Origin of the sequence: Streptomyces violens, from assembly GCF_000717745.1 — a bacterium.
GTDB lineage: Bacteria > Actinomycetota > Actinomycetes > Streptomycetales > Streptomycetaceae > Streptomyces > Streptomyces violens.
On sequence record NZ_JOBH01000002.1, the window covers coordinates 113,011 to 137,492 of the forward strand.

Annotated in this window: 22 protein-coding genes and 2 pseudogenes; 18 read left to right on the plus strand and 6 right to left on the minus strand. The window is 69.8% G+C overall.

Translation table 11 applies throughout. The features are described from left to right. Window positions 1–63 precede the first annotated feature (63 nt). From IF04_RS0103785 to IF04_RS0103795, 3 genes are all read left to right on the plus strand, one after another. Complete coding sequence (locus IF04_RS0103785; protein ID WP_030250806.1) at window positions 64–399, plus strand: YciI family protein; 336 nt, start codon at window positions 64–66, stop codon at window positions 397–399. Continuing rightward, the gene (locus tag IF04_RS0103790) at window positions 396–1,658 is read left to right on the plus strand and encodes an RNA polymerase sigma factor (RefSeq protein WP_030250809.1); all 1,263 of its coding nucleotides are present in this window, start codon (window positions 396–398) and stop codon (window positions 1,656–1,658) included. The genes IF04_RS0103785 and IF04_RS0103790 overlap by 4 nt, the downstream gene beginning before the upstream one ends. Before the next feature lie 91 nt (window positions 1,659–1,749). Next, a complete protein-coding gene (locus tag IF04_RS0103795; RefSeq protein ID WP_030250812.1) occupies window positions 1,750–2,490 on the plus strand; it encodes a DUF899 family protein in 741 nt (246 codons plus the stop codon). 436 nt (window positions 2,491–2,926) lie between these two features. Here the strand turns inward: IF04_RS0103795 and IF04_RS0103800 are convergent, their stop codons facing one another. Then, complete coding sequence (locus IF04_RS0103800) at window positions 2,927–4,162, minus strand: metal-dependent hydrolase family protein (RefSeq protein WP_030250814.1); 1,236 nt, start codon at window positions 4,160–4,162, stop codon at window positions 2,927–2,929. Beyond that, the gene (locus IF04_RS0103805) at window positions 4,159–5,577 is read right to left on the minus strand and encodes an MFS transporter (RefSeq protein ID WP_157847596.1); all 1,419 of its coding nucleotides are present in this window, start codon (window positions 5,575–5,577) and stop codon (window positions 4,159–4,161) included. Before IF04_RS0103805 ends, IF04_RS0103800 begins: the two co-directional genes overlap by 4 nt. Before the next feature lie 117 nt (window positions 5,578–5,694). Here IF04_RS0103805 and IF04_RS0103810 point away from each other — a divergent pair, with 117 nt between their 5' ends. Beyond that, window positions 5,695–6,000 carry an antibiotic biosynthesis monooxygenase family protein gene (locus tag IF04_RS0103810; RefSeq protein ID WP_157847597.1) on the plus strand — a complete coding sequence of 102 codons (306 nt, stop codon included), beginning with the start codon at window positions 5,695–5,697 and terminating at the stop codon, window positions 5,998–6,000. 29 nt (window positions 6,001–6,029) lie between these two features. After that, window positions 6,030–6,863 (plus strand): MurR/RpiR family transcriptional regulator, encoded by an 834-nt coding sequence (locus IF04_RS0103815; protein ID WP_051830663.1) that lies wholly within the window; start codon window positions 6,030–6,032, stop codon window positions 6,861–6,863. A gap of 498 nt (window positions 6,864–7,361) precedes the next feature. Here IF04_RS0103815 and IF04_RS0103820 read toward each other — a convergent pair whose 3' ends face one another. Both IF04_RS0103820 and IF04_RS0103825 read right to left on the minus strand, forming a co-directional pair. After that, complete coding sequence (locus IF04_RS0103820) at window positions 7,362–7,727, minus strand: hypothetical protein (protein ID WP_030250819.1); 366 nt, start codon at window positions 7,725–7,727, stop codon at window positions 7,362–7,364. A 14-nt stretch (window positions 7,728–7,741) separates the two neighbouring features. Beyond that, window positions 7,742–8,998, minus strand: a complete 1,257-nt coding sequence (locus IF04_RS0103825) for a helix-turn-helix transcriptional regulator (RefSeq protein ID WP_030250822.1) — start codon at window positions 8,996–8,998, stop codon at window positions 7,742–7,744. 164 nt (window positions 8,999–9,162) lie between these two features. On the opposite strand from IF04_RS0103825, the gene IF04_RS36445 reads away from it, so the two are divergent. From IF04_RS36445 to IF04_RS35480, 8 genes and pseudogenes are all read left to right on the plus strand, one after another. Beyond that, complete coding sequence (locus IF04_RS36445; protein ID WP_157847598.1) at window positions 9,163–9,546, plus strand: DUF6415 family natural product biosynthesis protein; 384 nt, start codon at window positions 9,163–9,165, stop codon at window positions 9,544–9,546. A gap of 690 nt (window positions 9,547–10,236) precedes the next feature. Continuing rightward, on the plus strand, window positions 10,237–11,463 hold the full coding sequence (gene fxlM, locus IF04_RS0103835) for a methyltransferase, FxLD system (protein WP_030250830.1): 1,227 nt from the start codon (window positions 10,237–10,239) through the stop codon (window positions 11,461–11,463). Window positions 11,464–11,541: 78 nt separating this feature from the next. Further along, window positions 11,542–11,727 carry an FxLD family lanthipeptide gene (locus IF04_RS35470; protein WP_037771720.1) on the plus strand — a complete coding sequence of 62 codons (186 nt, stop codon included), beginning with the start codon at window positions 11,542–11,544 and terminating at the stop codon, window positions 11,725–11,727. Window positions 11,728–11,805: 78 nt separating this feature from the next. Next, window positions 11,806–12,999 carry a thiopeptide-type bacteriocin biosynthesis protein gene (locus tag IF04_RS0103845; RefSeq protein WP_281179635.1) on the plus strand — a complete coding sequence of 398 codons (1,194 nt, stop codon included), beginning with the start codon at window positions 11,806–11,808 and terminating at the stop codon, window positions 12,997–12,999. A gap of 68 nt (window positions 13,000–13,067) precedes the next feature. After that, window positions 13,068–13,916 (plus strand): annotated as a pseudogene (locus tag IF04_RS37080) (lanthionine synthetase C family protein); the annotation flags it as partial. 259 nt (window positions 13,917–14,175) lie between these two features. Further along, window positions 14,176–15,198, plus strand: coding sequence for a thiopeptide-type bacteriocin biosynthesis protein (locus IF04_RS35475; protein WP_245654264.1), 1,023 nt, complete (start codon window positions 14,176–14,178; stop codon window positions 15,196–15,198). Between the two features lie 48 nt (window positions 15,199–15,246). After that, on the plus strand, window positions 15,247–15,798 hold the full coding sequence (locus IF04_RS36450; RefSeq protein WP_078599809.1) for an NUDIX domain-containing protein: 552 nt from the start codon (window positions 15,247–15,249) through the stop codon (window positions 15,796–15,798). A gap of 17 nt (window positions 15,799–15,815) precedes the next feature. Beyond that, window positions 15,816–17,490, plus strand: a pseudogene (locus IF04_RS35480) (ABC transporter ATP-binding protein). A 102-nt stretch (window positions 17,491–17,592) separates the two neighbouring features. On the opposite strand, the gene IF04_RS0103875 reads toward IF04_RS35480, so the two are convergent. After that, window positions 17,593–18,831: an MFS transporter gene (locus IF04_RS0103875; protein WP_030250841.1), complete on the minus strand. Its 1,239-nt coding sequence runs from the start codon at window positions 18,829–18,831 to the stop codon at window positions 17,593–17,595. Window positions 18,832–18,836: 5 nt separating this feature from the next. After that, window positions 18,837–20,201 (minus strand): NAD(P)-binding domain-containing protein, encoded by a 1,365-nt coding sequence (locus tag IF04_RS0103880; protein ID WP_030250844.1) that lies wholly within the window; start codon window positions 20,199–20,201, stop codon window positions 18,837–18,839. 228 nt (window positions 20,202–20,429) lie between these two features. Here IF04_RS0103880 and IF04_RS0103885 point away from each other — a divergent pair, with 228 nt between their 5' ends. The 5 genes from IF04_RS0103885 (at window position 20,430) to IF04_RS0103905 (ending at window position 24,442) form a co-directional block, all read left to right on the plus strand. After that, window positions 20,430–20,789, plus strand: coding sequence for an ArsR/SmtB family transcription factor (locus IF04_RS0103885; protein ID WP_030250845.1), 360 nt, complete (start codon window positions 20,430–20,432; stop codon window positions 20,787–20,789). 204 nt (window positions 20,790–20,993) lie between these two features. Further along, complete coding sequence (locus IF04_RS0103890) at window positions 20,994–21,812, plus strand: hypothetical protein (protein WP_030250850.1); 819 nt, start codon at window positions 20,994–20,996, stop codon at window positions 21,810–21,812. A gap of 507 nt (window positions 21,813–22,319) precedes the next feature. After that, the gene (dhaK, locus tag IF04_RS0103895) at window positions 22,320–23,312 is read left to right on the plus strand and encodes a dihydroxyacetone kinase subunit DhaK (RefSeq protein ID WP_030250851.1); all 993 of its coding nucleotides are present in this window, start codon (window positions 22,320–22,322) and stop codon (window positions 23,310–23,312) included. A gap of 156 nt (window positions 23,313–23,468) precedes the next feature. Continuing rightward, a complete protein-coding gene (gene dhaL, locus IF04_RS0103900; RefSeq protein WP_030250852.1) occupies window positions 23,469–24,035 on the plus strand; it encodes a dihydroxyacetone kinase subunit DhaL in 567 nt (188 codons plus the stop codon). Beyond that, window positions 24,032–24,442: a PTS-dependent dihydroxyacetone kinase phosphotransferase subunit DhaM gene (locus tag IF04_RS0103905; RefSeq protein WP_030250853.1), complete on the plus strand. Its 411-nt coding sequence runs from the start codon at window positions 24,032–24,034 to the stop codon at window positions 24,440–24,442. The genes dhaL and IF04_RS0103905 overlap by 4 nt, the downstream gene beginning before the upstream one ends. Window positions 24,443–24,482 lie beyond the last annotated feature (40 nt).

Below are 24,482 nucleotides of genomic sequence, written 5' to 3' on the forward strand. Positions count from 1 at the left end.
CTCCGGCGGGTTCTCCCGCGCGTGGGCCGCCGGGCAGCCATCCGGTCCGGCAGAATCCACCGCATGAAGTACGTGTTGCTGATCTGCGACGGCGAGACGGTCTCCCCCAGCAACGAGGAGCTTGCGGCGGACCCCGTACATCAGGCGTGGCTGGCCGACCTGGAACGGCGTGGTGGCGCGCTCGTCGGCGCGCGGTTGCGTCCGGTGGTGGACGCGACCACGGTCCGGGTCCGGGAGGGCGAAACCCTGGTTTCTGACGGGCCGTTCGCCGAGACCAAGGACTTCGTCGGCGGTGTGGTGATCGTCGAGTGCGCGGACCTGGACGAGGCGATCGAGATCGCCGCGGGTCATCCGTACGCGCGGTGGGGCGGGGTCGAGATCCGCCCCGTCTGGGAATGACCGCGCCCGGCGACCCGGTACGAGCGGCGGTCGAGGCGGCCTACCGGGAGGAGTGGGGCCAAGTCGTCGCGACCCTGATCGGGCTCACAGGGGACTGGGACCTGGCCGAGGACTGCGCGCAGGACGCGTTCGCCGCCGCGCTGGGGAGCTGGCCGCGCGACGGCGTGCCGCGCCGGCCGGGCGCCTGGCTCACCACGACGGCCCGCAACCGCGCGCTCGACCGGCTGCGCCGCGACGCGGCAGGCGCGGCCAAGCTGCGCCAACTCGCCGTGCTGGCACGCGACCGCGACCCGCAGGATCCGTCGACAGGCGCGCCGACGGCGGACGTCCCGGACGAGCGGCTGCGGCTGATCTTCACGTGCTGCCACCCGGCGCTGCCGTTCCCGGCGCGGGTCGCGCTCACCCTGCGTACGCTGGCCGGCCTGAGCACCGCCGAGATCGCCAGGGCCTTTCTGACCACCGAGCCCACGATGGCGCAGCGCCTGGTCCGCGCCAAGCGCAAGATCCAGGAGGCCGGAATCCCTTACCGGGTCCCGCCCGCCGAGCTCCTCCCGGAACGGCTCGCCGCCGTCCTCGCGGTGCTCTACCTGATCTTCAACGAGGGCTACGACGAGGACTTCCACGAGAGTGACGGGGAGGGCGACCTACGCCGGGGACCGGCCGCCGAGGCCATCCGGCTGACCCGGGTCCTGGTCCGGCTGATGCCATCCGAACCCGAGCCGCGCGGACTGCTCGCGCTGATGCTGCTGCACGAGGCCCGGCGCGCGACGCGTACGGTCGACGGCGTGCTGGTCGCGCTGGAGGACCAGGACCGTTCCCGGTGGGACCGGGCGCTGATCGCCGAGGGCGTGGCGACGCTCGACGAGGCGCTGGCGATGCGGCGTGCCGGGCCGTACCAGGTGCAGGCTGCGATCGCCGCCTGCCACGCCACCGCACCGGACGCGGCGAGCACGGACTGGCCGGGGATCGCCACGCTGTACGCGCAGCTCAGCCGGCTGGTGTCCTCCCCGGTCGTGGAGCTCAACCGTGCCGTCGCGGTCGCGATGGCGCACGGGATTCCGGCCGGCCTGGCACTGGTCGACGAGCTGACGGCGTCGGGCCGGCTCGACCGGTACCACCTGCTGCCCGCGACCCGGGCCGACCTGCTCCGCCGAGCCGGCCGGGTCGCCGAGGCCAAGGCGGCGTACGAGGAGGCCCTGAAGCTGGCGCCGACCGAGCCCGAGCGCCGGTATCTGACCAACCGCCTCCGCGCCCTCTGAAAAATCCGGAGAATTTCCGTGCCGCCATGTCGATTCCGGGCGGCGCCCTTCGTCGGTGGGGTGACAGTCCACAGGGACGAAGGAGAATCTCATGATCATCGATCCGACCGCAGCCGCGCCCAAGGTCGTCGACCGGGCCACCTGGCAAGCCGAACTGGATGCGCTGCGGACCCGCGAGAAGGCACACACCCGCGAGGGCGACGCGATCGCCGCTGCCCGCCGGCGGCTGCCCATGGTGGAGGCGGACCCGGCCATCACGCTGACGGGCCCCAACGGTCCGGTCACGCTGCTGGAGACGTTCGAAGGCCGCCGACAGCTGATCGCCTACTACTTCATGTGGCACACCGGGCGGCCCGCCGCCGAGCAGTGCGAGGGCTGCACGTTCTTCACCTCGCAGGTGCGTGAGCTGTCGGCGCTGCATTCCCGCGACGTCACCTACGCCACGTTCTGCCAGGGCCCGTACGAGGAGAGCGTCCGCTACCGCGACTTCATGGGCTGGGACATGCCCTGGTACTCGGCCCAGGACTCCCTGGACGCGCTGCTGGGCGGCCGGGGGCCCTTCGTGCTGGCGTGCTATCTGCGGCAGGGCGACCGGGTGTTCGAGACGTACTGGACGACAGGCCGCGGCGTCGAAGCCATGGACAACAACTATGCGTTGCTGGACAGGACGGTCTACGGGCGGCAGGAGGGCTGGGAGGACTCGCCCGCCGGCTGGCCGCAGGGGTGGACGGGCACGGACGATCCGCTGAGTGCCGACGGCCGTCCGCTCGCCCAGTGGTCACGTCTGAAGGCCGGGTGCTGCTCCGACGACCTCGGCACCACCGAGCACTGACCACCGCACGCACGTGGGAGCCGCGGAACTCCTTTCGGTGTGATCCGTGACCTCGATCGCCGCTCGGCCGATACTGGGGCCGGGCGGGGTCGATGGTCCCGCCGTTGCCCATCTCCGCACACTACCTGCGCGCCAAGGGCCCGATGGATCACGGAACACAACGCCGCAGCCGAGCACTGGGACGGCGCGGGACGTTGGGTCACACGGGGCCTTGCCCGTTCCTCGCCGCGAGTAGTCCGGCCACGCAGGCCGTGCGGCAACCCCGTCACCCGCATGGTGGGCTGATGGGGTCGACGCCGGACAGGCAAGATGTGCCACCACGTCGCCTGCCCGGCGTCGGCTGTATGAGGTACGGCGTGACTATCGACGGCAAGCACCTCACTCTGCGCTGACCGCGCGCCCTCGTTTCGGCGGTGCAAGGGAGGATGCGTCAAGGTCAGATCGGTGTGCCTCCCTTGATGACGTGCTCCAGGCGCTCCTGCGGCTTGGTCAGGACGGAGATGTCCTCCAGCGGGTTGCCGTCGATGACGAGCAGGTCGGCGTGGGCGCCGGTGGCGAGCGTGCCTATCTGGCCTTCCATGCGCAGCAGGCGTGCGGCAGTTGTGGTGGCGGAGCGGATGAGGTCGGCGTTGGGCTGCACCTGGGCGCGCAGGGTGAACTCGTCGAGCTGATGGTCGTGCATGGGGCCGAGGAGGTCGGAGCCGTAGACGAGGTTCACGCCTGCGTTGTGTGCCTTCTCCAGCGCGCCGAGCCCGGCTTCCCGCACGTCGTCGATCTTCCGGAACGAGGCTTCGCCCAGGCCGTGCTGTCGGCCGGCCTCGGCCAGCTTCTCGTAGGTGATGAGCGTGGGGACGAGGAAGGCGTCGTTGTCGAGCAGGAGTTGGATCGTCTCGTCGTCCAGGAGGTTGCCGTGCTCGACGCAGCGGACGCCGGCGCGCAGGGCGCGGTTGACGCCGCGGGGGTGGTAGGCGTGCACGGTGACGTAGCTGTTGTGGTTGTCGGCCTCGGTGACGGCCGCGCGGACTTCTTCGTCGGTGTACTGGACGGCGGAGACCTGGTCGTGAGGGGAGGCGACGCCGCCGGAGAGCAGCATCTTCAGGTGCCGGGCGCCCTTGCGGAACTCGTCGCGGGCGGCGGCGCGCACGGCGTCCACGCCGTCGGCGATCCGGGAGAAGCCGGGCTCGTGCCCGCAGCACGGTGTGCTGTCGTCGGAGAGCGGGCGCATGTCGCCGTGCCCGCCGGTCTGGGAGAGCGCCTTGCCGCCGTGGACGAGCCGGGGCCCGGGCATCAGCCCCTCGGCAAGAGCCCGGGTCATGCCGTGATCGGCGCCGCCCACGTCCCGCACGGTGGTGAAGCCGCGGCGCAGCATGCGCCCGGCCTCCTTGAGGGCGCGGACCGTCGCGTAGCCGGGTGTGTGGGAGGCGCGCTCGATGGGGTCGAGGCTGGTGATCAGGATGTGGACGTGGGCATCGATGAGGCCGGGCAGGACGGTGGCCCCGGCCGCGTCGAGCACGCGCACCCCGTCGCCGGCGGCCGGGGCGCGGCCGGTGCCGGTGGCGGCGATGCGCCCGTCGGCGACCTCGATCCATGAGACGTCGGTGAGTTCCCCTTGCTCGGGGTGGAGGAGATGGGCGCCGGTGATGAGCAGGCGAGGGGTGATGGGGGCGGTCATGCGGTGACACCTTCCAGCTGTTCCAGGCTGCGTCCGGCGGTCTTCTCGCCGAACGCGACGATCACGGCCACGGCGACGGCGAGGGAGCCGACCAAGGCCAGGAAGACGTTGGTGAAGCCGACGCTCTGGTACAGGTAGCCGATGGTGATGGGGGCGACGATCGCGCCGATCCGGCCGACGGCGGAGGCTGCGCCCATTCCGGTGGTGCGGATGGCGGTCGGGTAGAGCTCGGCGGTGTAGGCGTAGTAGACGGCGGCCGAGCCGTTGGTGAAGGCGGCGAGGAAAGCGGAACTGACCAGCAGTGCCGCCTGTCCCTCCGCCAGGGCCACGCCGAGGGCGGCCAGGGTGGCGCCGGTGGCGTAGGCGGCGATGAGCCACTTGCGTTCCATGCGTTCGATGAGGGCGCTCGCCACGTAGTAGCCGGGGATCTGGGCCAGGGCGGTGACGAGCGCGAAGACGAACGACTTAGTGATCGTGAAGCCCTTGGCCGCCACCAGCATGGCGGGCATCCAGCTGGTGAAGCCGTAGTTGACGCCGGTGAGGATGAACCACAGCACCCACAGGACGAGCGTGGTGCGGGCCGTTCTTCCCTGCCACAGGGCGGCCAGCTGCCGGGCGACGCCCTGCTTGGCAGGTGCGACGGCGGGAGCAGCGGCAGCCAGAGTGGGGGCGTCCTCGTCGGTCCGCAGCGCATCCTGTCCATTCGCACCGGCTTCCCGCTCGATCTTCTCGACGACCTGTGTGGCCTCGGCGATCCGGCCTTGGGCGATCAAGTAGCGCGGGGACTCCGGCAGGCTCTTGCGCCACCACAGCAGCAACAGCACCGGCGCGGCCGCGAGAACGGCGGCGAAACGCCAGCCCGTCTCGGGGTGCGGGGCGATCACGAGTGGCGCGACGATGCCGGCAAGGACGTATCCGAGGGCGAGGAAGCCGACTGTGCGGGCGACGAAGCGCCCTCGGTGACGGGCGGGCAGGAACTCGGAGATGTACGGGGCGATCAGGGTCGTCTCCGCGCCGATGCCGACACCCGACAGGGCCCGCCACACAAAGAGTTCGGCGGTCCCGGACGACGTGGCCATGAGCAGGCTGAACACGCAGAACAGCAGGAGGGCGCACATCATCAGCTGGCGCCGCCCGAACCGGTCGGCAAGCATGCCCGCGGCCAGCGCGCCGACGAGGTAGCCGAAGAAGAGCGAGGACAGCAGCCAGCCGGCGGTGCCCGCGGTGATGCCCCACACCACGATGACCGCGGAGAGCGCGTACCCCATGAGGGCACCGTCAAAGGAGTCGAAGGTGTACCCCAGGCCGCCCTGGAACATCAGGCGGCGATGCGGGCGGCCAGGTTCCAGGCGGTCGAGTCTGACCAACAAATCCTGGCCGGCGGCGGTCGAGCGGCCGGTCTCGGAAGTCGTCACAGTGCCTCCACGGGGAGCGAGGGAGGTGGGGGGCGGGGAGATGGCACGCAACGCTAGATGCACAACGGCATCAAAACAACACTTGATGTTCAGGAAGCTTCCTGCAACGCTTGTTGCATGAGATTCACGATGCTGACGCTGCGGCCCGCCCCGGGTCGCGTCGAGGACCTGATCGCCCACTACCGCGCGGCCGGCATCCTCGAAGCGTCTGGCGCCCTCTCCTCTCAGCTCCTCCTCCCCGACGACGAACCCGACAGCGTCGTCGTCACCGCCCTGTGGGCCGACTCCGCCGCGTATACGGCCTGGCAGAATTCCCCCGAGCGCCTGGAGTTCAGCCGGAGCCTGGCACCCTTCTTCGGCTCCGCCGACAGTGCGCACACCCGGGAATTCCAGGTCACACACGGCCCTCTCCCGGCGACTTGACCAACAACAGGACCCACGAGGAGGACGGCGTGTCGATCGAGGAATGGCTTGCCGGGCGCGAGGGCCGCGACAGGCTCGGCACGCAGGCCGAGCGCGTGGTCCATGTCCTCGTAAGGGCGCCGCAGTTCGCCACGTACTCCTCGGCCCGCGAGGTGGCCGAACGGGCCGGGGTAAATGTCTCCACCGTGGTCCGCACCGCACAACAGCTCGGCTTCGAGGGCTGGACAGACCTCCGACAGGAGCTGCGCGCCCACTACCTCAGCTCCGTGGTCTCCGGCAATCCCGGCCCGTCTGGTCCCCCGGAAGCAGCCGCCCGGGCGCTCCACCAGGACGCGACCAACGTCACCGCACTGGCCACCGAGGAAAACCTCCAGGCGATCCGAGCCACCGCCCAGGCCATCAGAACCGCGCGCCGCACCGTGATCGTCAGCTCCGGCAGCGGGGCCGGGCCCGCCCACATCCTCGGCCACCTCGGCACCATCATGGGCTACGACATCCAGCTCGCCCTCGGCTCCGCCACTACCCAGGCCGTTCAGATCACTCGGCTCCAGGAGGGCGACTGCCTGCTCGTCCTCAACGTCTGGCGCCTCACCCGCGCCCTGCGCGGCCTCACCCGGATGGGCCGCGAACGCGGCGCCACCGTCAGCGTCCTCACGGACCTGCGCTCCTCCCCCCTCGCCGAGGACGCCGACCACATGATCCTCACGCCCATCGAGGGCGTGAGGGGCACCGTCTCCCTCACCGCCATGGTCGCCGTCACCCAGGCGATCCTCGGCGAACTCACCGACACCAAAACCGGCCGCGCGTCCGGCCAGGTCCAGCAGGCATGGAACGACCTCGACCTCATGGACGACCAGCCGTAGCTCAGCGGAAACGGCTCAGACAGCGCGCGCAATCGACTCGGCGCCGCCGCTGGCGCCCCATGCGGCTATGGCCGCCCCGCCTGTCGCAACCCGATGAGGCCAGCTGAGGCCGTGGTGGAGCCACGCTGCACCGTAATTGCCAGCCACCCATGGGGCTGCTGACTTGGCGGTCAGCCCGCTCCCCACACACGTCCACGCTCACCGCATTCCCCGCTACGCCAAAGCTGGACCAACGGGGGAAGATAGGCATCCCCGACCGTTCTCAATCCACTCGACCTTCGCGCTTTTGCATCACCGCAGATCGACGCCTCGCAGTGATGACAGAGTCAAGCGGCTTTCTGTACCGGTATCACCTGACTCACCAGGTGGGCAGATGTGCTCTTGGGTCATGTGAACGCACGGTGCGCGAGAGCCGAGCGACCCACAAGTCTTGACAATTACTCCCCGTGTCGCCCCGGAGCCCATGCGCTGAGGCTCCGGGGCCACGCGAGTTGTCGCTTAGCTCAAGCTCTTCTCGATGGCCTCGAAGATGTCCGAGTCGGTCTCCTGCTGCCACTGCGGCAGGTCGGGCCAGTCCGCGACATAGCCCGGCTTGGGGTCTTCGAAGTGCTTGTACATCTGAGCCGTCCAGCACGTCGCCACGAAGCGCCCCTTCTGCTCGCGCGACAGCCGCGAAGCGTGGCCGCCGCTCAGATCGAGGAACTGGCGCACCTGCTCGTACACGGCACCAGCCGCTGCACGCTCCCAGTCAGGGGTGTCCTCCCAAGGCGTCACATAGCCGGCCTTCGGCTCGCCGGGGAAGTGCTGGTGAACGCCTGCGATCCACGCCTCACGGAACAGTCGCGCGCCCTCGGTCTGCGACATGCTGGCCCCTCTCGTCACGTCGTGCTCAGTGCGCTGATCTCCGCTCCCAGCTCGGCGATCCTCCGATCCCGGGCCAGGGGGCCGATCACAGCTCGTAGGCCTTGGAGTCTACGGGCGACGTAGCCGGAGGAAGATTCCCGGGCCAGGGTCAGCGCCTCCCGGCCGTACGTGATCACCTGGTCCGTATCTCGCCTTTTCGCGCCGATCGCTGCGAGGTCGGTGAGCACGGCACCGCGCCGGCGGAAGGACTGCCCCTGAGCGAGAGCGCCCTGCTTCAGCGCGGTCGTCAGCGCTGTTTCGGCGAGGTCGAGCCGGCCGAGCTGCACGTACCGGGCTCCACGTTCCTCGGCGAGCCGAGAGCCGTCGAACCTCAGCCAGCCTCCGTTATGCGCAGGGGTGGCGAGGTTCTGCACTTCCTCCGCTTCGTCGAGAGCTCGCTCGCACGCTGTGAGGTCTCCCAGGCCGGCGAAGGCTTCCGCTTGTACGGCGGCCACCCAGTGGCGTGTGGAGAGGGAGCTGTCTCCGCGCTTGGCGACCCTTTCGGCAGCCGACAGCACGTCTGCGGCCTCGCGGTACCGGCCTTCGTACACGTCCACATACGCCTGACGGGTCAGCGCGCAGGCCCACAGATCGAAGGCTTTGGCGTCCTTGCTCGCCGACGCGGCCAGCATGTAGGAAGCCGCTGCGTCGGTGTAGCGGTTCCCGTCGAAGGACAGTTCGCCGGCAAGCTGGAACAGGTCGCCGGCAGCGCTGCACAGTGCCCGCACTTCTGCATCCGAGCGGTTGGCCAGAGCCCCGTTGAGTGACGTCAGCTGGTCGCGCACGATCGGGTACACCGAACCTTTGGAACGGGCCAGTTGGTAGACCTGCCAAAGATGACTGTTCATCCGTGCGAAGTCGGCGGAGGCCCCGCGGCGGACTCCCTCGGCCAGGGCCTCAGCCTCATCCAGCGGCAAAGCGGTCAGGGCGCCGGTTACGGCAATCGCGCGCAGGAATTCGCGTCGGATCATGTCGTCTATGTCCCCAGAGCCGTGGTGATCATCGCTTGATGGCAACCCTGCGGCTTCCTCAGGAGGCGGTGGCGGCGCCACCAGGACGTCCAGCTCGTCAAGGCCGATGTTCAGCAGCTCCGCCAGCTTCGGCCGAATCGGCGGCTGCGGCGAAACCTTGTGGTTCTCCCAGCGCTGGACCGTTGTGCGGTCCACGCCGAGCGCGTGGGCAAGTCCTTCCTGACTGTAACCCAGAGCTTTCCGCCGCTTAGCCAACCCCACTGCGGTTCGCTTCCCCGGCTTGTCCGGGCGTACCCATGCTGCGCAGCCGTGCATCAGATCTGCATCAAGAGTGCCGCATTGATGCCGTGGAGCGCTGCGCCTTGAAGCGGTTCCCTGGATGTGTCAGCCAAACCGTGGCTCACAGGAAAGGAGGCCGGCACGTGATGGGAAGCCATAAGAGCGCGGTCGAGCCGCCCACTTCGGAGATCAGGTTGGATGCGCACCAAGAGGTTGACATCGACCTGATCAATACGACCATCGAACTCGCTCTTGTCCCCGGCGTGAGCATGCCGCCTCGGGACACCGTCGACGGCCGGACGGTGGAACTGCACAAGCACCTTCGGCTGCTGATGGAGGCAGTGGACTTCCGGGCCAAGGAGCGCCCAGCGGTACGAGCCCTGTACCGGGTCGCCCACAACCTTCTCGACCTGCAGAAGCGTCCCACCGCAGAGACCACGCACTACCAGGCGTGGGAACACATGCGGAACCTGGCCACTCTCACCGCCGCATTCCGCGACCTGTTCCTGAAGCGCCCCACCGCCCTGTGATCGGCTGATGTACGCGATTCCCCCTCCCTTTGCCGGCTCGCGCTCGCCGTCGGCGAGAGACTGCACCGTCGGCACACGCCCCCGCCCTCACCCCAGGCACCGCCTATGCCGGAACGGCACCCGGGTGCCGCTGGAGTTGAAACCCTGCCTCCGCAAGACAGCGTGCACGACTCCTGGGTCGTCGGTCCCCGCTGCAAGCTCTACTGCCGTCGACGAGGCATTCCTGTGATGTGGCTCGGGCCGGCCAGGACCCCCAAGGGCTGTGGGCACATGTTTGCCTGCGAGACCTGCATCGCTGAGTTGGTCCACATAGTGGATCAGGAACAAGAGGAGCGTTATTCCCTCCCATAGCCCCGCCCCCTGCCGGACGTACCGCGGACCGCAGGCTCCCCAATGCCCGGCACCAGGAAACCCGGCAGAGGGCGGCATCAACGCCCACCCTGACCCTCCCCACTGATGAGGACAGGACGAGCGGTCAGGGTGGGTCAGGCCACCTGCCTGAGCAACGCGGTGATGCTCCGCCTGAGAGGCGACAGGCTCCGGAACTCGGTTGCGCATTCCGGCGCGAGGCAACGCAGAGTCCCTGACGCGCGAGCCCTACCCCACCTGCCGACGCCTCGAAATATCCGCTCAACTCGTGCTCGGCGCGCAGCGCCGAAGAGGAGACCACACGTGGATAACGTCCCTGCCATGACCACTGAGACCGGCCAACAGACTCCCACCGAGCAGCAGATGCGCGACGCGATGGTGCAGCAGCTCATCGAACTCGGGGCTGCCCGTGACCCCCGTGTAGTAGCCGCATTCCGCGCCGTTCCCCGGCATCTGGCTACCCCCGAGGTGGAAGCGGCCAAGACCTATCAGGCAGAGTCCGCCACCATCACCAAGACCGACGAGAACGGCGTGGACATCAGCTCCGTGTCGTCCCCGCGGGTTCAGGCCATGCAGATCGAGCAGGCCGGCATCAAGACGGGCATGACGGTGCTGGAGATCGGCTCCGGCGGTCCGAACGCCGCCTATCTCGCGGAGATGGTCGGCGAGCAGGGACGCGTCGTCACCGTGGACATCGATCCCGACGTCACCGAGCGCGCGGAACGGTTCGTCGCGGAGACCGGCTACCGGAACATCACCGTGGTCACGGCCGACGCCGAGGCCGGCGTGCCCGACCACGCGCCGTACGACCGCATCATCGTCACGGTGCAGGCGGCAGACATCCCTCCCGCCTGGATCGAGCAACTCAAGGACGGTGGCCGGCTGGTCGTGCCGCTGCGGATGCGCAGCATGACTCGCACCATCGCGTTCATTCGGAAAGGCAACCGCCTGGTCAGCGACGGATTCGAGCAGTGCGGCTTCGTGCCGATGCGCGGCGCCGGCGAGAACCGGATGCGTCTGGAGTCCCTTCACGACGAGGAGGGCGCTGAGGTCGCTCTGCGCCTGGACGGCCACCCCGTTCCTGATATCGAGGCCCTGCGGTCGGCACTCGCCGGCCCGCGGACGGAGGCGTGGTCGGGCGTGACGGTCGGGGGGATGGAGCCGAAGGACCACTTGGACCTGTGGCTGACCACGGCCCTGGACAATCTGCCCCTGATGGCTGCGAAGCCTGCAGCACGCCAGCGCGGCATCGTCGCCGTCGCCTCTCCGATCGGCATTCCGACGCTTGTGGACGGCGGAAGCTTCGCCTACCGCACGTCCCGGGCGACCGATGAGGAGGACCGGTACGAGCTGGGTGCGGTCGGCCATGGGCCGGACGCCCAGAAGGTCGCCGAGCGCCTCGTCGACGAGATCCAGAAGTGGAACGGCGAGCACCGTGGCCACCAGGCGCACATCGAGGTCTTCCCGGCGAACACGCCGGACGACCAACTCCCCGCGGGCCGGGTCATCGACCGGCCGCGCACGCGGGTCACGATCTCCTGGCCGTGACGACTTCAGCGTCGTAGCCGGGTGGCACTACCAGCACGATCCGCACATCTACCCATTCTTTTCAACCGAGGAGACGAGATGGCACCACAGATCGCGACCAAGCCGCAGACGGGGACGCCGTTCACGACCGACTCCGGGTCGGACTTCGACCTCGACATCGAGACCGTGGCATCCGCTCCCGTGGTGCAGGCCCTGCTGAACGACACCGGTGACGGTTGCACGTCGACCTGCCAGTCCGCCTGTTCCAACAGCACCTGCGGCTGACCGGGCTCTGCTCGGGGCGGGCGGTACGAGTCCCGCCCGCCCCGGGCACCGCAGTCCTCGAAGGAGGCCCAGCCATGTATCACGGTCCGTGTCGGACGCACCGTCCTGTCCGCGGCCTTGTGGCGCTTGCACGCTCGCGACCTCGGTGACGGAGAGGACTGGATGCTCCGTTTCACCAACTGGCGGATCCAGTACGGGGTGCCCCGCACCGTGTACGTCGGCAGCAGCGATCAGCGTCTCCGGCTCGACCTTGATCTCCCCGTCCATCAAGAACTACTGCGCGCCGAGCTGCGCCGGCACGGCACCGCCGTGCTGCATGAGGCACCGGAGGAGAGCTCGTACGGCTGGGTCGGCCGGGCCCATGAGGTGACCATGCTGTTCGCGTCCGATCAGCAGTCCGCTCCGGCGCCCCTGCGTCACGCCACCGTCTTGGCCAACCGGAACTCCCATCGCATTCCGGGGGCATCGGAGTGGGCGTACGCCAAGCTGTACGGCAGCGCTGCTCGCGCACCGGAGGTTCTGACCGCGCACCTCCCCCGTCTGCTGCGCCATGGCGGTACCGCGCCGACCGAAGCATGGTTCGTTCGGTACGCGGACCCCGACCCGCACCTGCGACTGCGGCTGCGGCAACCCGGACCGGAGGCGTTCGGTGCCACGGCGCAGACCGTGGCCGCGTGGGCGGCGGAGCTCTGCGCGGAAGGCTTGGTCCAACGCCTGCAGTGGGACACCGACCAGCCGGAGACGGGCCGCTACGGCACCGGGGCCGCCCTGGCGGCCGCTGAGGCGTTCTTCGTGGCCGATTCGACCGCCGCCCTCGCGCAGATGTCCTTGACCATATCCGCCGATCTTCAGTCGGCTGTCACCGCAGCATCGTTTGTGGACATCGCTGCGGGCTTCCTCGGTTCGTGGCAAGCCGGGAACGACTGGCTGCTCCGGCATTTGCTGCGCGGCGACGGCGAGCCGACACCACGGCAAGTCCAATCGCTCACTGTGCAGTTGACGGACGTGGGTGTTCGCCGATCCGCGCTCAGCAACCTCAGTGGAGGAGAAGCCGTCGCGGAGGCGTGGGAGCTGCGGCAGACGGCGCTCGTCGATTACCGCCAAGCGCTCGACGCTGCGGGCATTGCCGCAGGCAGTGTGCTGCCGTCACTGCTGCACATGCACCACAACCGCGTCGCAGGCGTCGATCGCGATGCCGAAGCGACCTGCCGTCGGATCGCCCGAGCAGCCGCTCAGTCCTGGAGCATCCGCCGCGAAGGAGGCGCACAGTGACCACCGCCCTGCCGACCACTGACATCTCATTGGCCGGCCGCCAGTCCCTCGCTCACGGTCACCTCGGCATGGCTCTGCTCCACATCGAGCGGGCCCGCCGCCGCACCGGCGACTGGCAAGCTGTGCACCACGCCCTGACCCGCGTCACACCGCTGATCGACGGTACCGACGCCAGCCTCTATCTCGGCGCCCCCGCGATGACCTTCGTCCTGCATCTGGCCGCCGACGGCACGGACCGGTACGCCGGAGCACTTCACACCCTCGACGGAATTGTGGCCGGGCATGCCCTGTCACGCTTGGCCGCCGCACACGCTCGCATTGACGCCGGCCGCCACGCCGAGTTCGCCGAGTACGACGTCTTCCGCGGTCTGACCGGAATCGGAGCCCTCCTGCTGCGCCGACAGCCGCAGGGCCCGGAGATGAAGGGCGTCCTGGAGTACCTGGTCCGCCTGACCGAACCTGTGACCGGGCCCGAGGGAGAACCGCTGCCCGGCTGGTGGGTCGGCCATGCCCCGGCCAGCGACAAGACAGTCACGCCGGGCGGGCACGCGAATGCGGGCATGGCGCACGGTATTACGGGCCCGCTCGCTCTGCTGGCCCTGGCCATGCGTGCGGGAATCACGGTGGATGGGCACGGGAACGCCATGCGCCACGTCTGCCGGTGGCTCGACCACGTCCGTCAGAGCGGCTACCGAGGCGTTCGCTGGCCCCGCTGGGTCAGCCACCGCGGCCTCGCTCAGCCCCTGCCGGCCACGCTGTCCTGGTGTTACGGCACCCCCGGCGTGGTCCGTGCCCAGCAGCTCGCCGCCATCGTCCTGGGTGACGGCGACCGCAAGCGGATGGCCGAGCGCGCCCTGCTGCACTGCCTGAGCGATCCGGATCAGCTGAATCAGATCGACGGCCGCGGCCTGTGCCACGGCTTCGGCGGCCTCCTGCGCACCGTCCAGCGGGTCGCCGAGGACGCGGAGGTTCCGGCCTTGTTCAATCAGCGACTCGACCTGGTGAAGCGCCGCTTCCTTACTGTTGAGCCGCCCGAGGAGGCTGGGTTCCTCAATGGCAAAGCCGGGCTGTCCTTGCGTTCCAGGACGCCGGTGATGAACTCGGCGCCACACCTCGCGGGCAGTGGGACATCTGCCTTCTGTTGGCGTGAGTGGCGGGTCCATGCCTCCTCACGGTATGAACCAGGCCGAAGACGCCGTTCTGGCTGTCCTCGGAGGAGCGGCGGTCGAGGACGATGCCCGGTTCGCGGGTACCTCCCCCGCACGGCTCGCAGAGTCCATCGAGCGTTACCGGGCCGCCGGCCGGGCCGCGCTCGACGTCCACTCCGTCGGATGGCACCAGCTGAACATCCGGTTCACCGACTACTCGACCGCGGAACGAACCTTCCGCTCCTGCCTCGTGCCCGCCTTACGCGACGGGTCGATCGACACTTGGTGGTTCGTCCGGAAGTACCCGTGCTGGAGACTCCGCCTCTGTCCAAGCCCACAGGCGACCCGGGAGGACGCCATCGCGCCCATCACCGAAGCGCTCGAAGGCTCCGTCGCCCGGGGTGCAGTCGCAGCCTGGCGCCACTTCCCGTACGAGCCTGAGACCGTCGCCTTTGGCGGTCCGGTTGGCATGAAGATCGCGCACGAGTTGTTCCACACTGACAGCATCGGTGTCCTCGAATACCTCCACGTCGTCGGCGACGGTTGCGAAGCGCTGCTGGACGCCAAGGCAACCTCGCTCCTGGCGATGACGCTGTTGATGCGTGCCGCGGGCCTGGAATTGGGCGAACAGGGCGACGTGTGGGGACAGGTAGAAGAACGCCGTCCTCTCCCAGACGGCGTGCCCCCGGACCGGGTCAGCAGCATGGTGGGCGTCCTGCGCCGCCTGCTCTTGATCGATGTCAAGCCTCTGCTGGCGGACGGCCCCCTCACGCCCGTACGGGACTGGATCCAAGGACTGGAGCACAGCGGTCGCGCACTTGCGGACGCCGCGAACGACGGGCGCGACTCACCCTCGGCATGCGCGGCGTTCTGGCACGCCATGTGCTCTTCCACTGGAACCGCATGGGGTTCACACTCCGACAGCAGTCCATCTGGTCACGCGCCGCCCGGGAGGCCACTCTCGAACGCTGACCGAGAGTGGCAGGTCCCTCCCGCTCGCCGCCGCAGCACGAAGGACACCGTCCGGACGACCGTCAGATCGAAAGCCTGACGCAGCACGTGCAACTGCATCTCCACGAGATCCCGAGGTGATCACCGCATGAATGACCCAACGTCCACACTCCCGCAGTCCACGCCTCCTCCACAGCAACGAGCCCTGGTCACCTCCGCAGCCGCCGCCTTCATTCAGCGCGAGGACGGGCGCGTGCTCCTGGTCCACCACGCTGGGACGAAGCACTGGGTGATGCCCGGCGGGAAGGCCGACGACGGGCCTCGCGGCGGCGAGACACCGCTCCAGTGCTGTGAGCGGGAAGGCAGGGAGGAGACCGGCGTACCGGTCCAAGTGGGCCGCCTCCTTGTCATGCAGTGGCTGTCCAGCGGGAGTCCGGGAAACTACAGCAATCCTCGCGCGTGCCACCTCTTTGTGTTCAGCGCCACCGTTTCCCCGCGGCACTACGACCGCATCCGCGTTCCGGAAGAAGAGCTGCTCGGCTGGGGCTGGTGGGAGCCCAAGGCGGCCCTGGCGGTGATGGACAGGACGAACGCGCCGCTCCTGGCCGCCGCCGTGCGGGCAGCTTCCGGGGCACAGGACGCCCCGCTGTACCTGGAGGACGACCAGCAGCCGACGGACACACAGGAGGTACGCCGGTGACCACCGCCGAGGAGAAGATGTCGGACTCCGAACGGCTGCTTTTCGGTGGGCGGTTACGGGAGGATTTTGCTTGGACGCGCCACAACGGCGCCTTCCTGGAGATGAGCCTTCTGACGATGATGCTCCGCCTGCCGCGCCTCCTCGCCCTTACCGCCCGGCTGGCCTATCAGGCCGACGCCCGCGCGCTGCGCAGGGTTGTCGCCGCCGAGGTCGGGCGCGGTGCCGCCCAGGCGGTGGGGATGGTGCAGGTCAATCACGTACTGGCCGCCCTGCTGGCCGCCGGCACCACCGCCGACCGATTACGCGAAGCTGACCGCCCTGCACCCCGCCCTACTGCCCCTGATCATGCTAACGACAGTGCCCAGCGCCTGGGCATCGCTGTCCGTAGCCCGGCGGCGGTACCAGTCTTTCCACGCCTGGATGCAGCACGCCCGCGCCGGCCGTCTCATCAGTGATCTGCTCGTCTCCAACGAGGCCGCGGCCGAGATCCGCGTCCACGGCATCGGCGCTTTCCTCCTGCAGCACTTCCGCCTCATGGCCGAGGACTCCGAGCAGGAGCAGGCCCGTCTGGCACGTCTGGCCGCCCGTACCGGCCTGATCGCCGCCTGCTGCACCGGACTGGCCATGCTGATCACCTTCGGCAGTCTCGGCTGGCTGCTGTGGACCGGCGTCATGGCCCTGTCCGTAGGTGGAACCGCCGTGATCGCCATCCGTACCGGCTCCAACGCTCTGGACAACCTTGTGCGACAGGTCAACTTCATGTACGAGGAAGCGTTGTTCGTCGGCGACCTCGACCGGATCAGCGCCGAGGCCACCGAGCGCGCCATTCCGGCAGGCGGCGCGCCGCTGCCCGAGTGCATCGAGTCCGTGCGCTTCAAGAACGTCACCTTCACCTATCCCGGCGATGACCAACCGGCCCTGCGCGGCCTCGACCTCACCATCCCCGCCGGCAAGATCGTGGCGCTGGTGGGCCGCAACGGCTGCGGCAAAACCACCACCTCCAAGCTGCTCGCCGGCCTCTACCTCCCCGACGACGGGCATGTCCTCCTCGGCGGCGTCAGCACCGCAGAGGCCGACCGCCACGCCCTCTTCTCCCGCGTCGCCCTCGTCAGCCAGGACTACTACCGCTGGCCCTTCACTGCCCGCGCCAACATCACCATCGGCCGCCCCGAAGCGCCCATCACCGACGACTGGCTCGACGATGCCGTCCAGTACGCCGACGCCCACCCGATCATCGACGACATGCCCCGCGGCCTGGACACGCTCCTCGCCCGCGGCTACAAGGGCGGCCACAACCTCTCAGGCGGCCAATGGCAGAAGCTCGCCATCGCCCGCGCCCGCTACCGTGCCGGCGACATCCTCGTCGTCGACGAGCCCACCACCTCGCTCGACGCCGAGTCCGAGCAGGACGTCTTCAACAAGATCCGCGACCTGGCCGCCACTGGCCAGACCATCGTCCTGATCACGCATCGCCTCCACTCCGTCCGCCACGCCGATCTCATCTACTACCTAGATGACCGCCAGGTCACCGAGTACGGAAGCTTCGCGGACCTCATGGATCCTGACGTGACTCCGGCCGGCCGGTTCCGAGCCTCGTACGACCTGCAGCGCCGCCAATTCCAACCGGACACGGCCCAGCAACTCCCGCCTGCACCCTCTGCCGACTCCCCGCCACCGACCCCGCGCAGCTAAGCCGTCCGCACTTCGCGGCACGGCCAGCCCCACACGCTCCGATCGCTCGCCGACGGGCTGGCTGGGGAGATCGGTCCGGTCAACTCCTGTGGCGCTTCATGATCAGTGATCTGTCCCCTGTGGCACGCGGTTCCGGCGCGGCCTGGATCCCAGGGCGACGGCGGCGGCGAGGGCGGAGAGTATGGCAAGGGCAGTGAACAGTTGGGGATAGCCGCCCAGTGGCAGGGCGAGCGCGGCGCCGGCGAACGGAGCGAGGGCTGTGGCGAAGGTAGTGGGAGCTGCCAGCAGACCGGACAGGCGGCCGTAGTCGGCGGTGCCCCACCGGTCGGTGACTGCGGTGGCCTGGAGCAGGGTGAGGTTGCCGCGGACCATGCCGGCCGCGACCGACAAGGTGACCAGCAGTCCGTACGGGCCGGGCACCAGCGCCAGGGCTGCCGTGGTGACGCCGCCGAGCGCGATCAGGACCGTCGTACGCACCGTGGCGCCGGTGCGTCGGGCGAGCGTGGCGTACAGGGTTCGGCCGAGGGTCTGCCCGGCCCCGCCAAGGCCCAGGGCCCAGGCGGCCTGGGCGGTGGTGAAGCCGCGGTCGAGCAGGAGCGGGACCATGGCGACGACCACGGCACTCATGGCGAACGCCGAGCCGGTGAGGGCGGTGGCCAGCAGCCAGAAGGGCCGGCTACGGGCCACTGCATCGGGGCTGCCGCCGGCGTGGGCAGGCGCGGGCGGGGCCGGGGGCCAGGGCGCCTTAAGGGCAAGGGCGTGCGCCGGGATCGTGACGAGGGCCAGGACCGCGGCGAGCACCAGGTAGGTCGCACGCCAGGACATGCGGTCGGAGAGAGCGGCGGTCAGAGGAGCGAAGACGGTGGAGGCCAGGCCACCGGCCAGGGTGACCGTGGTGAGGGCGCGGACGTGGTTCGGGGCCCACCAGCGGGTGAGCGCGGCGAAGGCGGGCTGGTAGAAGGTGGCGGCCATCGCGAGCCCGGCCAACAGCCAACCGGCCACGAACACCGCGAGGTTGGCGGCAGTGGCCACGAGTACGAGGCTCCCCGCTCCGAGGACCGAGCCGCAGGTCATCACGGTGCGCGGGCCACGGCGATCGAGGATGCGGCCGACGCGGATGCCGGCCAGGGCGGAGACGAGCAGGGCGGCGGAGAACGCAGCTGTAGTCGCGCCCGCCGGCCAGCCGGTGGCGGCGGTGATCTGCGGGTTCAGGACGGGGAAGGCGTAGTAGACGATGCCCCAGCTGGTGATCTGGGTGGCGCACAGCGCGGGCAGGGCGGCGCGGGGCCGCGGCCGGGCGTCGGTCCCGGTCGCGGCCTCAGTCGCATCGAGGCGGGTCACTGCGGTCAGCAGCCGCCGGAGGGGGCGGGCGCGCCGACGCCGATCTGGAGGGTGGTCGGGGCACCGCAGCAGCCTCCGCCGGACTGGTCCGCCTCGGCGGCCTCCGGCTCGTCGAAGAGCCCGGCGCCACCGCACACTCCGGTCTCCGGCAGGGTCAGCTCCACGCGCTCGGCGGCCTCCTGGTCGCCGGCCAGCGCGGCGGCGATGGAGCGCACCTGCTCGTACCCGGTCATCGCCAGGAACGTCGGGGCGCGCCCGTAACTCTTCATTCCCACAAGGTAGATGCCCTGCTCCGGGTGGGAGAGCTCCTTGACGCCGTGCGGGTAGACGGTGCCGCAGGAGTGCACGTTGGGGTCGATCAGCGGGGCGAGCTCGACCGGGGCCTGCAGGCGCTCATCCAGACCGAGGCGGACCTCGTCCAGGAAACGCAGGTCGGGGCGGAAGCCGGTGAGCGCAATGACCTCGTCGACGGGTTCCAGGCGGCGGCCGTCCTCAGCGATCAGGATGAGCTGCTCACCGGACTTCTCGATTTCGGTCGTACGGAAGCCGGTGACGGCATCGGCGTACCCGTCGTCCACGGCGGCCTTGGCGCGCAGCCCCAGCGCGCCACGGGCGGGGAGCTGGTCGGCCTCGCCACCACCGAAAGTGGAGCCGCTGAGGCCGCGCCGCAGGATCCAGGTGGCGCGTGTGCCGGGGGCCTCCTTGGCGAGGTCGGCCAGGTAGGCGAGGGCGGTGAAAGCGGAGGCGCCGGAGCCGATCACGGCGATGCGCTTGCCCGCATAACGGGCGCGGACGGCCAGGTCCTTGAGGTCGGGAACACGGTAGGAAATACGGTCGGCGGCCGCGCGCTCGCCGAGAGCGGGCAGCCCGTCGCCGCCCAGCGGACTGGGGGTCGACCAGGTACCGGAGGCGTCGATCACCGCGCGGGCCGTGAGGCGCTCCTCGGCGCCGTCGGCATGAGTGACGTGAACAGTGAAGGGCTGGCCCTCGCGGTCGGAGTCCACGACGCGGTCGCGGCCGACACGGGATACGCCCGTGACGCGAGCGCCGAAGCGGACCCTGTCACCGAGGACAGCCGCCAACGGCTGAAGATACTGCTCGGCCCAGTCCGCGCCGGAGGGGTAGGCGGCACCGTCCGGTCGAACCCAACCGGTGGGGGCCAGCAGTTTCTCGGCGGCGGGGTCGACGACCTCGGCCCAGGGCGAGAAGAGCCGGACGTGACCCCACTCCCGCACAGCCGCGCCAGCCGTGGAGCCGGCATCCAGTACCAGCGGCTCCAGACCGCGCTCAATGAGGTGGGCGGCTGCGGCCAGCCCGATCGGACCGGCTCCGATGACCACGGTGGGCAGAGCAGTGGCGGGCTCAGTCATGACGGCCCCCCTTGCTTTGATGTCTATCTATGTTGACCAGCCCAGCATGACACCCACTTCGACAGATGTCAACATAGGCACACATCTAATCAGGCCGTGCGGGCGATGAAGCGCCTACCGCGGGCGGCACTGGACCCTCCGCGCGGCGGGGCGAGTCCTGAGCTGCGCCAGACTTACGGCCGCCACGCAAGCCCTGGACCTTGTTTCGATGCATGCCAACATAGACGTATGTCGAATGCCAAGACGCTACCTCTGGAGCCCGCTCCGGGCGTGGAACCGTGCTGCCCACCGCTCACCGAGCGCCCACTGACGGCGGACGAGGCCACCCGGACCGCTGCGATGTTCAAGGCACTCGGCGATCCAGTGCGGCTCCGCCTGTTCTCCCTGGTTGCCTCACACGAGGGCGGGGAGGCGTGCGTCTGCGACATCTCCGACGTCGGCGTCTCCCAGCCGACCGTGTCCCATCACTTGAAGAAGCTCAAGGAGGCCGGTCTGCTCACCTCCGAGCGCCGAGGCACGTGGGTCTACTACCAAGTCGCCCCCAACGTGCTGGCGTCCATGGGCCAGCTGCTGACCACCGTCGACTGATCACCTGCGCCCACGCCCTGCCCCAAAGCGCGCGAGCTGTACGTGGACTGGGGCGGCTGGCGGCGGAGACAACCGCACCCCTGCGCCTGGACGCCAGCCGGTACCCGGACGACAGCCGTGCCTGGGGCACGGTTCCGGAACCGCCTCGCCGACTGCCCCGTGTCGTATGCCCGAGGCGCAGCGACGGCGTGCTTCAGTGCCCTCATGCCCCACCCGGATCACGACCAGGACCGCACACAGGGCCGGGATCAGGAACAGGCCCGGTCCGTCGACCGCAAGGGCGGCCCCGGGCATACCGTTCTGCTTGCCCTCGCGCTGGCCGTTCCGGCGCTGAAGATCGCGTACACGGTCGGCGGGCGCGACCACGTGCGGGACGTCGTCGTCGGCATGGAGCCCGCCAACTGGCCCGACGTGCTGCTCGGCATGGTGCTGACCGAGCCGTTGCTGGGGTGCGTCTGCGCGGTCGTCGTCTCGCGTGTTGTGTTCGCTCTGTTCGCGGCACGTGGGGCCGTGCCCAAGAGCGGCGGATTCGTGCACACGCTGCGGCGGCTCGCGCTGACCGTGGTCAATCCGCTGGCCGTCGGAGTGATCGCCGCCTGCTGCTATGGGGTGTGGTGGGGCCTTGGGGCGGGGCTCGTGGCGTTCGTGCTGCGGGAAGGGGTCGTCGTCGAGTACCGGACCGGGCGACGCGGGCGCCGGCACCACGACAGCAACTACCGTCCGCCGGGGTGGCTGTGGCGCGCGGCCCGCTACGAGCAGTGGGCGGCCGCGGCGCTGACCATCGTGGTGCTGCCGCTGCTCGCCGTGGGGGTGGCGGTCGACGGGCGGGCGTGGACGTCCGTCCTGGAGTGTCAGGTGCAGGACGGAACGGAGACCAGCGGACAGCGGCTCATCGAGCTGGGCCGCAAGGGAAACGGCGTCGTGGGCTGGAGCCTCGACCGGGAGGAAGTCGTCAACGGGGCCGGCTGCACTGACACCGGATCACTGCGCGTGCGTGCTGCGTGGTGGTCCGCCGACGACTAGGTTCTGTGTCCGTGCTCGTCGTCGTGCCCAAATGAGGATGGCGGCGAGGTGGAGTGCGGCCTGGTAGGCGATGGCGAGTTTGTCGCATCACGTGGCCAGGCCGCGCCACCGCTTGAGGCGGTTGATGCATCGCTCGCGGTGTTGCGCTGGACCCTCTCGACGTCACCGTCAGTGACGGCGGCGTTGCCTATGCCAGCGGCATGACAACCAATGAGGCCGTTCAGATGTCTCATAGGCGTCCCGAGGTACCGATCCTCGGGTGAACACCTTTCGACGTGATCCGTGACCTCGATCGCCGCTCGGCCGATACTGGGGCGGGGCCTTCCAGCGGGGGCTCACTCTGGGCAGCTATCCGGCCTGACACCCAGTCAGGAAAGTCAGCATCAGACCCGCTGGAAGCCGCTCAGGACCGCCAGGAACCGCCAAGATCGAGAACTGGGCATACCCACCGCGACCAGCGGAAACACTGCTCAGAGGCCTTGCTGTTAGTCTCACCAGGAGGTACCCGTGAAGATGCTGATGAACGTGCCGGAGAGTGTGGTTACGGACGCTTTGCGGGGGATGGGCGCTGCACATCCGGAGCTGGTGGTGGATGTCGAGGGCCGGGTGGTCGTGCGGCGGGACGCGCCGGTGGCGGGGAAGGTCGCGCTGGTGTCCGGCGGCGGGAGCGGGCACGAGCCGCTGCACGGGGGATTCGTCGGGCCCGGAATGCTGGACGCGGCGTGTCCGGGCGAGGTGTTCACCTCTCCCGTACCGGATCAGATGGTGCGCGCCGCGGCGGCCGTGGACAGCGGTCAGGGCGTGCTGTTCCTCGTGAAGAACTACACCGGTGACGTGCTGAACTTCCAGATGGCGGCGGAGCTGGCGGAGGACGAGGGCGTGCAGGTCGCCAGCGTGCTCGTCAATGACGACGTGGCGGTGACGGACTCGACGTTCACGGCGGGGCGGCGTGGGACGGGAGCGACGCTGTTCGTGGAGAAGGTGGCCGGTGCGGCGGCCGAGGAGGGGCAGCCGCTGGAGCGGGTCGAGGCGATCGCCCGTCAGGTGGTGGAGAACTCGCGGAGTTTCGGGGTCGCGCTGAGCGCCTGTACGACGCCGTCGAAGGGCAGCCCGACGTTCGATCTGCCCGCCGGTGAGCTGGAGTTGGGGATCGGGATCCACGGCGAGCCGGGGCGGGAGCGGCGGCCGATGATGACCTCCGGGGAGATCGCGGACGCGGCTGTCGGCGCGATCCTGGACGACTGGCGGCCGGCGGGGCCGGTGCTGGCGCTGGTCAACGGGATGGGCGCGACGCCGCTGCTGGAGCTGTACGGGTTCAACGCGGAGGTGCACCGGGTGCTCGGCGAGCGCGGTGTGCCGGTGGCCCGTACGCTCGTCGGCAACTACGTCACATCGCTGGACATGGCGGGCGCCTCGGTGACGTTGTGTCAGGCGGATGAGGAGACGCTGCGCCTGTGGGACGCGCCGGTGCAGACGCCCGGGCTACGGTGGGGGCGCTGACCTGCCCGTATCGATGACGCCCGGACGACCGACGACTTCCCGTACCCCACACCCGTACTCGTACTTCCACCTGTACTCGTACTCCCACTCGTACCGCGATCTCAGGAGCAGCACGTGACCGAAACGGCCCTTGACGCCGCGCTCTTCGTCCGCTGGATGCAGGCTGCCGCCGCCCTGGTGGACCGGGAGGCCGAGCGCCTCACCGAGCTGGACTCCCCCATCGGCGACGCCGACCACGGCAGCAATCTGCAGCGCGGCTTCACCGCCGTCGCCAAGGCCCTGGAAGCCGAGCCGCCGGTGACGCCCGGTGCCGTACTGACCACGGCGGGGCGGCAGTTGATCTCGACCGTGGGCGGCGCCTCGGGGCCGCTGTACGGGACGCTGCTGCGCCGTACGGGCAAGACGCTGGGCGACGCGCCCGGCGTGACCGCCGAGGAGCTCCGCGCCGCGCTGCGCGGCGGGGTCGACGCGGTCGCGCAGCTCGGCGGCTCCGCGGTGGGCGACAAGACGATGCTGGACGCACTGGACCCGGCGGTCGAGGCGCTGGGCACGTCGTTCGCGGCCGCCGCCGAGGCCGCCGAAAAGGGCGCGGTGGACACCACGCCGCTGCAGGCACGCAAGGGCCGGGCCAGTTACCTGGGCGAGCGCAGCAAGGGACACCAGGACCCGGGGGCGACATCCTCGGCGTTGTTGTTCGCGGCGCTCGCGGAGGTGACGGCATGAGCGCGGAGTCGCTGGTCGGCATCGTGCTGGTCTCGCACAGCGGGCCCGTGGCCGAGTCGGTCGCCGAGCTGGCCGTGGGGCTGGCGGGCGGCGGCGCGAAGGCACCGGTCGCTGCGGCGGGCGGCACGCCCGACGGCGGCCTCGGGACCAGCGCCGAGCTGATCACCGAGGCGGCCCGTACGGTCGACCGCGGCGCGGGCGTGGCGGTCCTGGTGGACCTGGGCAGCGCCGTCCTGACGGTCAAGGCGCTGCTCGCGGAGGGTGACGAACTGCCCGAGGGCTCCCGCCTGGTGGACGCGCCGTTCGTGGAGGGCGCGGTGGCCGCGGTGGTCACCGCGTCGGCCGGCGCGGACCTGGACGCGGTGGCCGCGGCCGCCGGGGAGGCGTACTCCTACCGCAAGGAGTGAGCGGCAGTTGACCGACGGCCCTGTCACGCGACTCGCCTGA

Bases quoted from the DNA above. Each gene is read 5' to 3' on its own strand.
- IF04_RS0103785 (WP_030250806.1), top strand. From the start codon at position 64: ATGAAGTACGTGTTGCTGATCTGCGACGGCGAGACGGTCTCCCCCAGC.
- IF04_RS0103790 (WP_030250809.1), top strand. From the start codon at position 396: ATGACCGCGCCCGGCGACCCGGTACGAGCGGCGGTCGAGGCGGCCTAC.
- IF04_RS0103795 (WP_030250812.1), top strand. From the start codon at position 1,750: ATGATCATCGATCCGACCGCAGCCGCGCCCAAGGTCGTCGACCGGGCC.
- IF04_RS0103800 (WP_030250814.1), bottom strand. From the start codon at position 4,162: ATGACCGCCCCCATCACCCCTCGCCTGCTCATCACCGGCGCCCATCTC.
- IF04_RS0103810 (WP_157847597.1), top strand. From the start codon at position 5,695: ATGAGATTCACGATGCTGACGCTGCGGCCCGCCCCGGGTCGCGTCGAG.
- IF04_RS0103820 (WP_030250819.1), bottom strand. From the start codon at position 7,727: ATGTCGCAGACCGAGGGCGCGCGACTGTTCCGTGAGGCGTGGATCGCA.
- IF04_RS36445 (WP_157847598.1), top strand. From the start codon at position 9,163: ATGGGAAGCCATAAGAGCGCGGTCGAGCCGCCCACTTCGGAGATCAGG.
- fxlM (WP_030250830.1), top strand. From the start codon at position 10,237: ATGACCACTGAGACCGGCCAACAGACTCCCACCGAGCAGCAGATGCGC.
- IF04_RS35470 (WP_037771720.1), top strand. From the start codon at position 11,542: ATGGCACCACAGATCGCGACCAAGCCGCAGACGGGGACGCCGTTCACG.
- IF04_RS35475 (WP_245654264.1), top strand. From the start codon at position 14,176: ATGAACCAGGCCGAAGACGCCGTTCTGGCTGTCCTCGGAGGAGCGGCG.
- IF04_RS36450 (WP_078599809.1), top strand. From the start codon at position 15,247: ATGAATGACCCAACGTCCACACTCCCGCAGTCCACGCCTCCTCCACAG.
- IF04_RS0103880 (WP_030250844.1), bottom strand. From the start codon at position 20,201: ATGACTGAGCCCGCCACTGCTCTGCCCACCGTGGTCATCGGAGCCGGT.
- IF04_RS0103885 (WP_030250845.1), top strand. From the start codon at position 20,430: ATGTCGAATGCCAAGACGCTACCTCTGGAGCCCGCTCCGGGCGTGGAA.
- IF04_RS0103890 (WP_030250850.1), top strand. From the start codon at position 20,994: ATGCCCCACCCGGATCACGACCAGGACCGCACACAGGGCCGGGATCAG.
- dhaL (WP_030250852.1), top strand. From the start codon at position 23,469: ATGCAGGCTGCCGCCGCCCTGGTGGACCGGGAGGCCGAGCGCCTCACC.
- IF04_RS0103905 (WP_030250853.1), top strand. From the start codon at position 24,032: ATGAGCGCGGAGTCGCTGGTCGGCATCGTGCTGGTCTCGCACAGCGGG.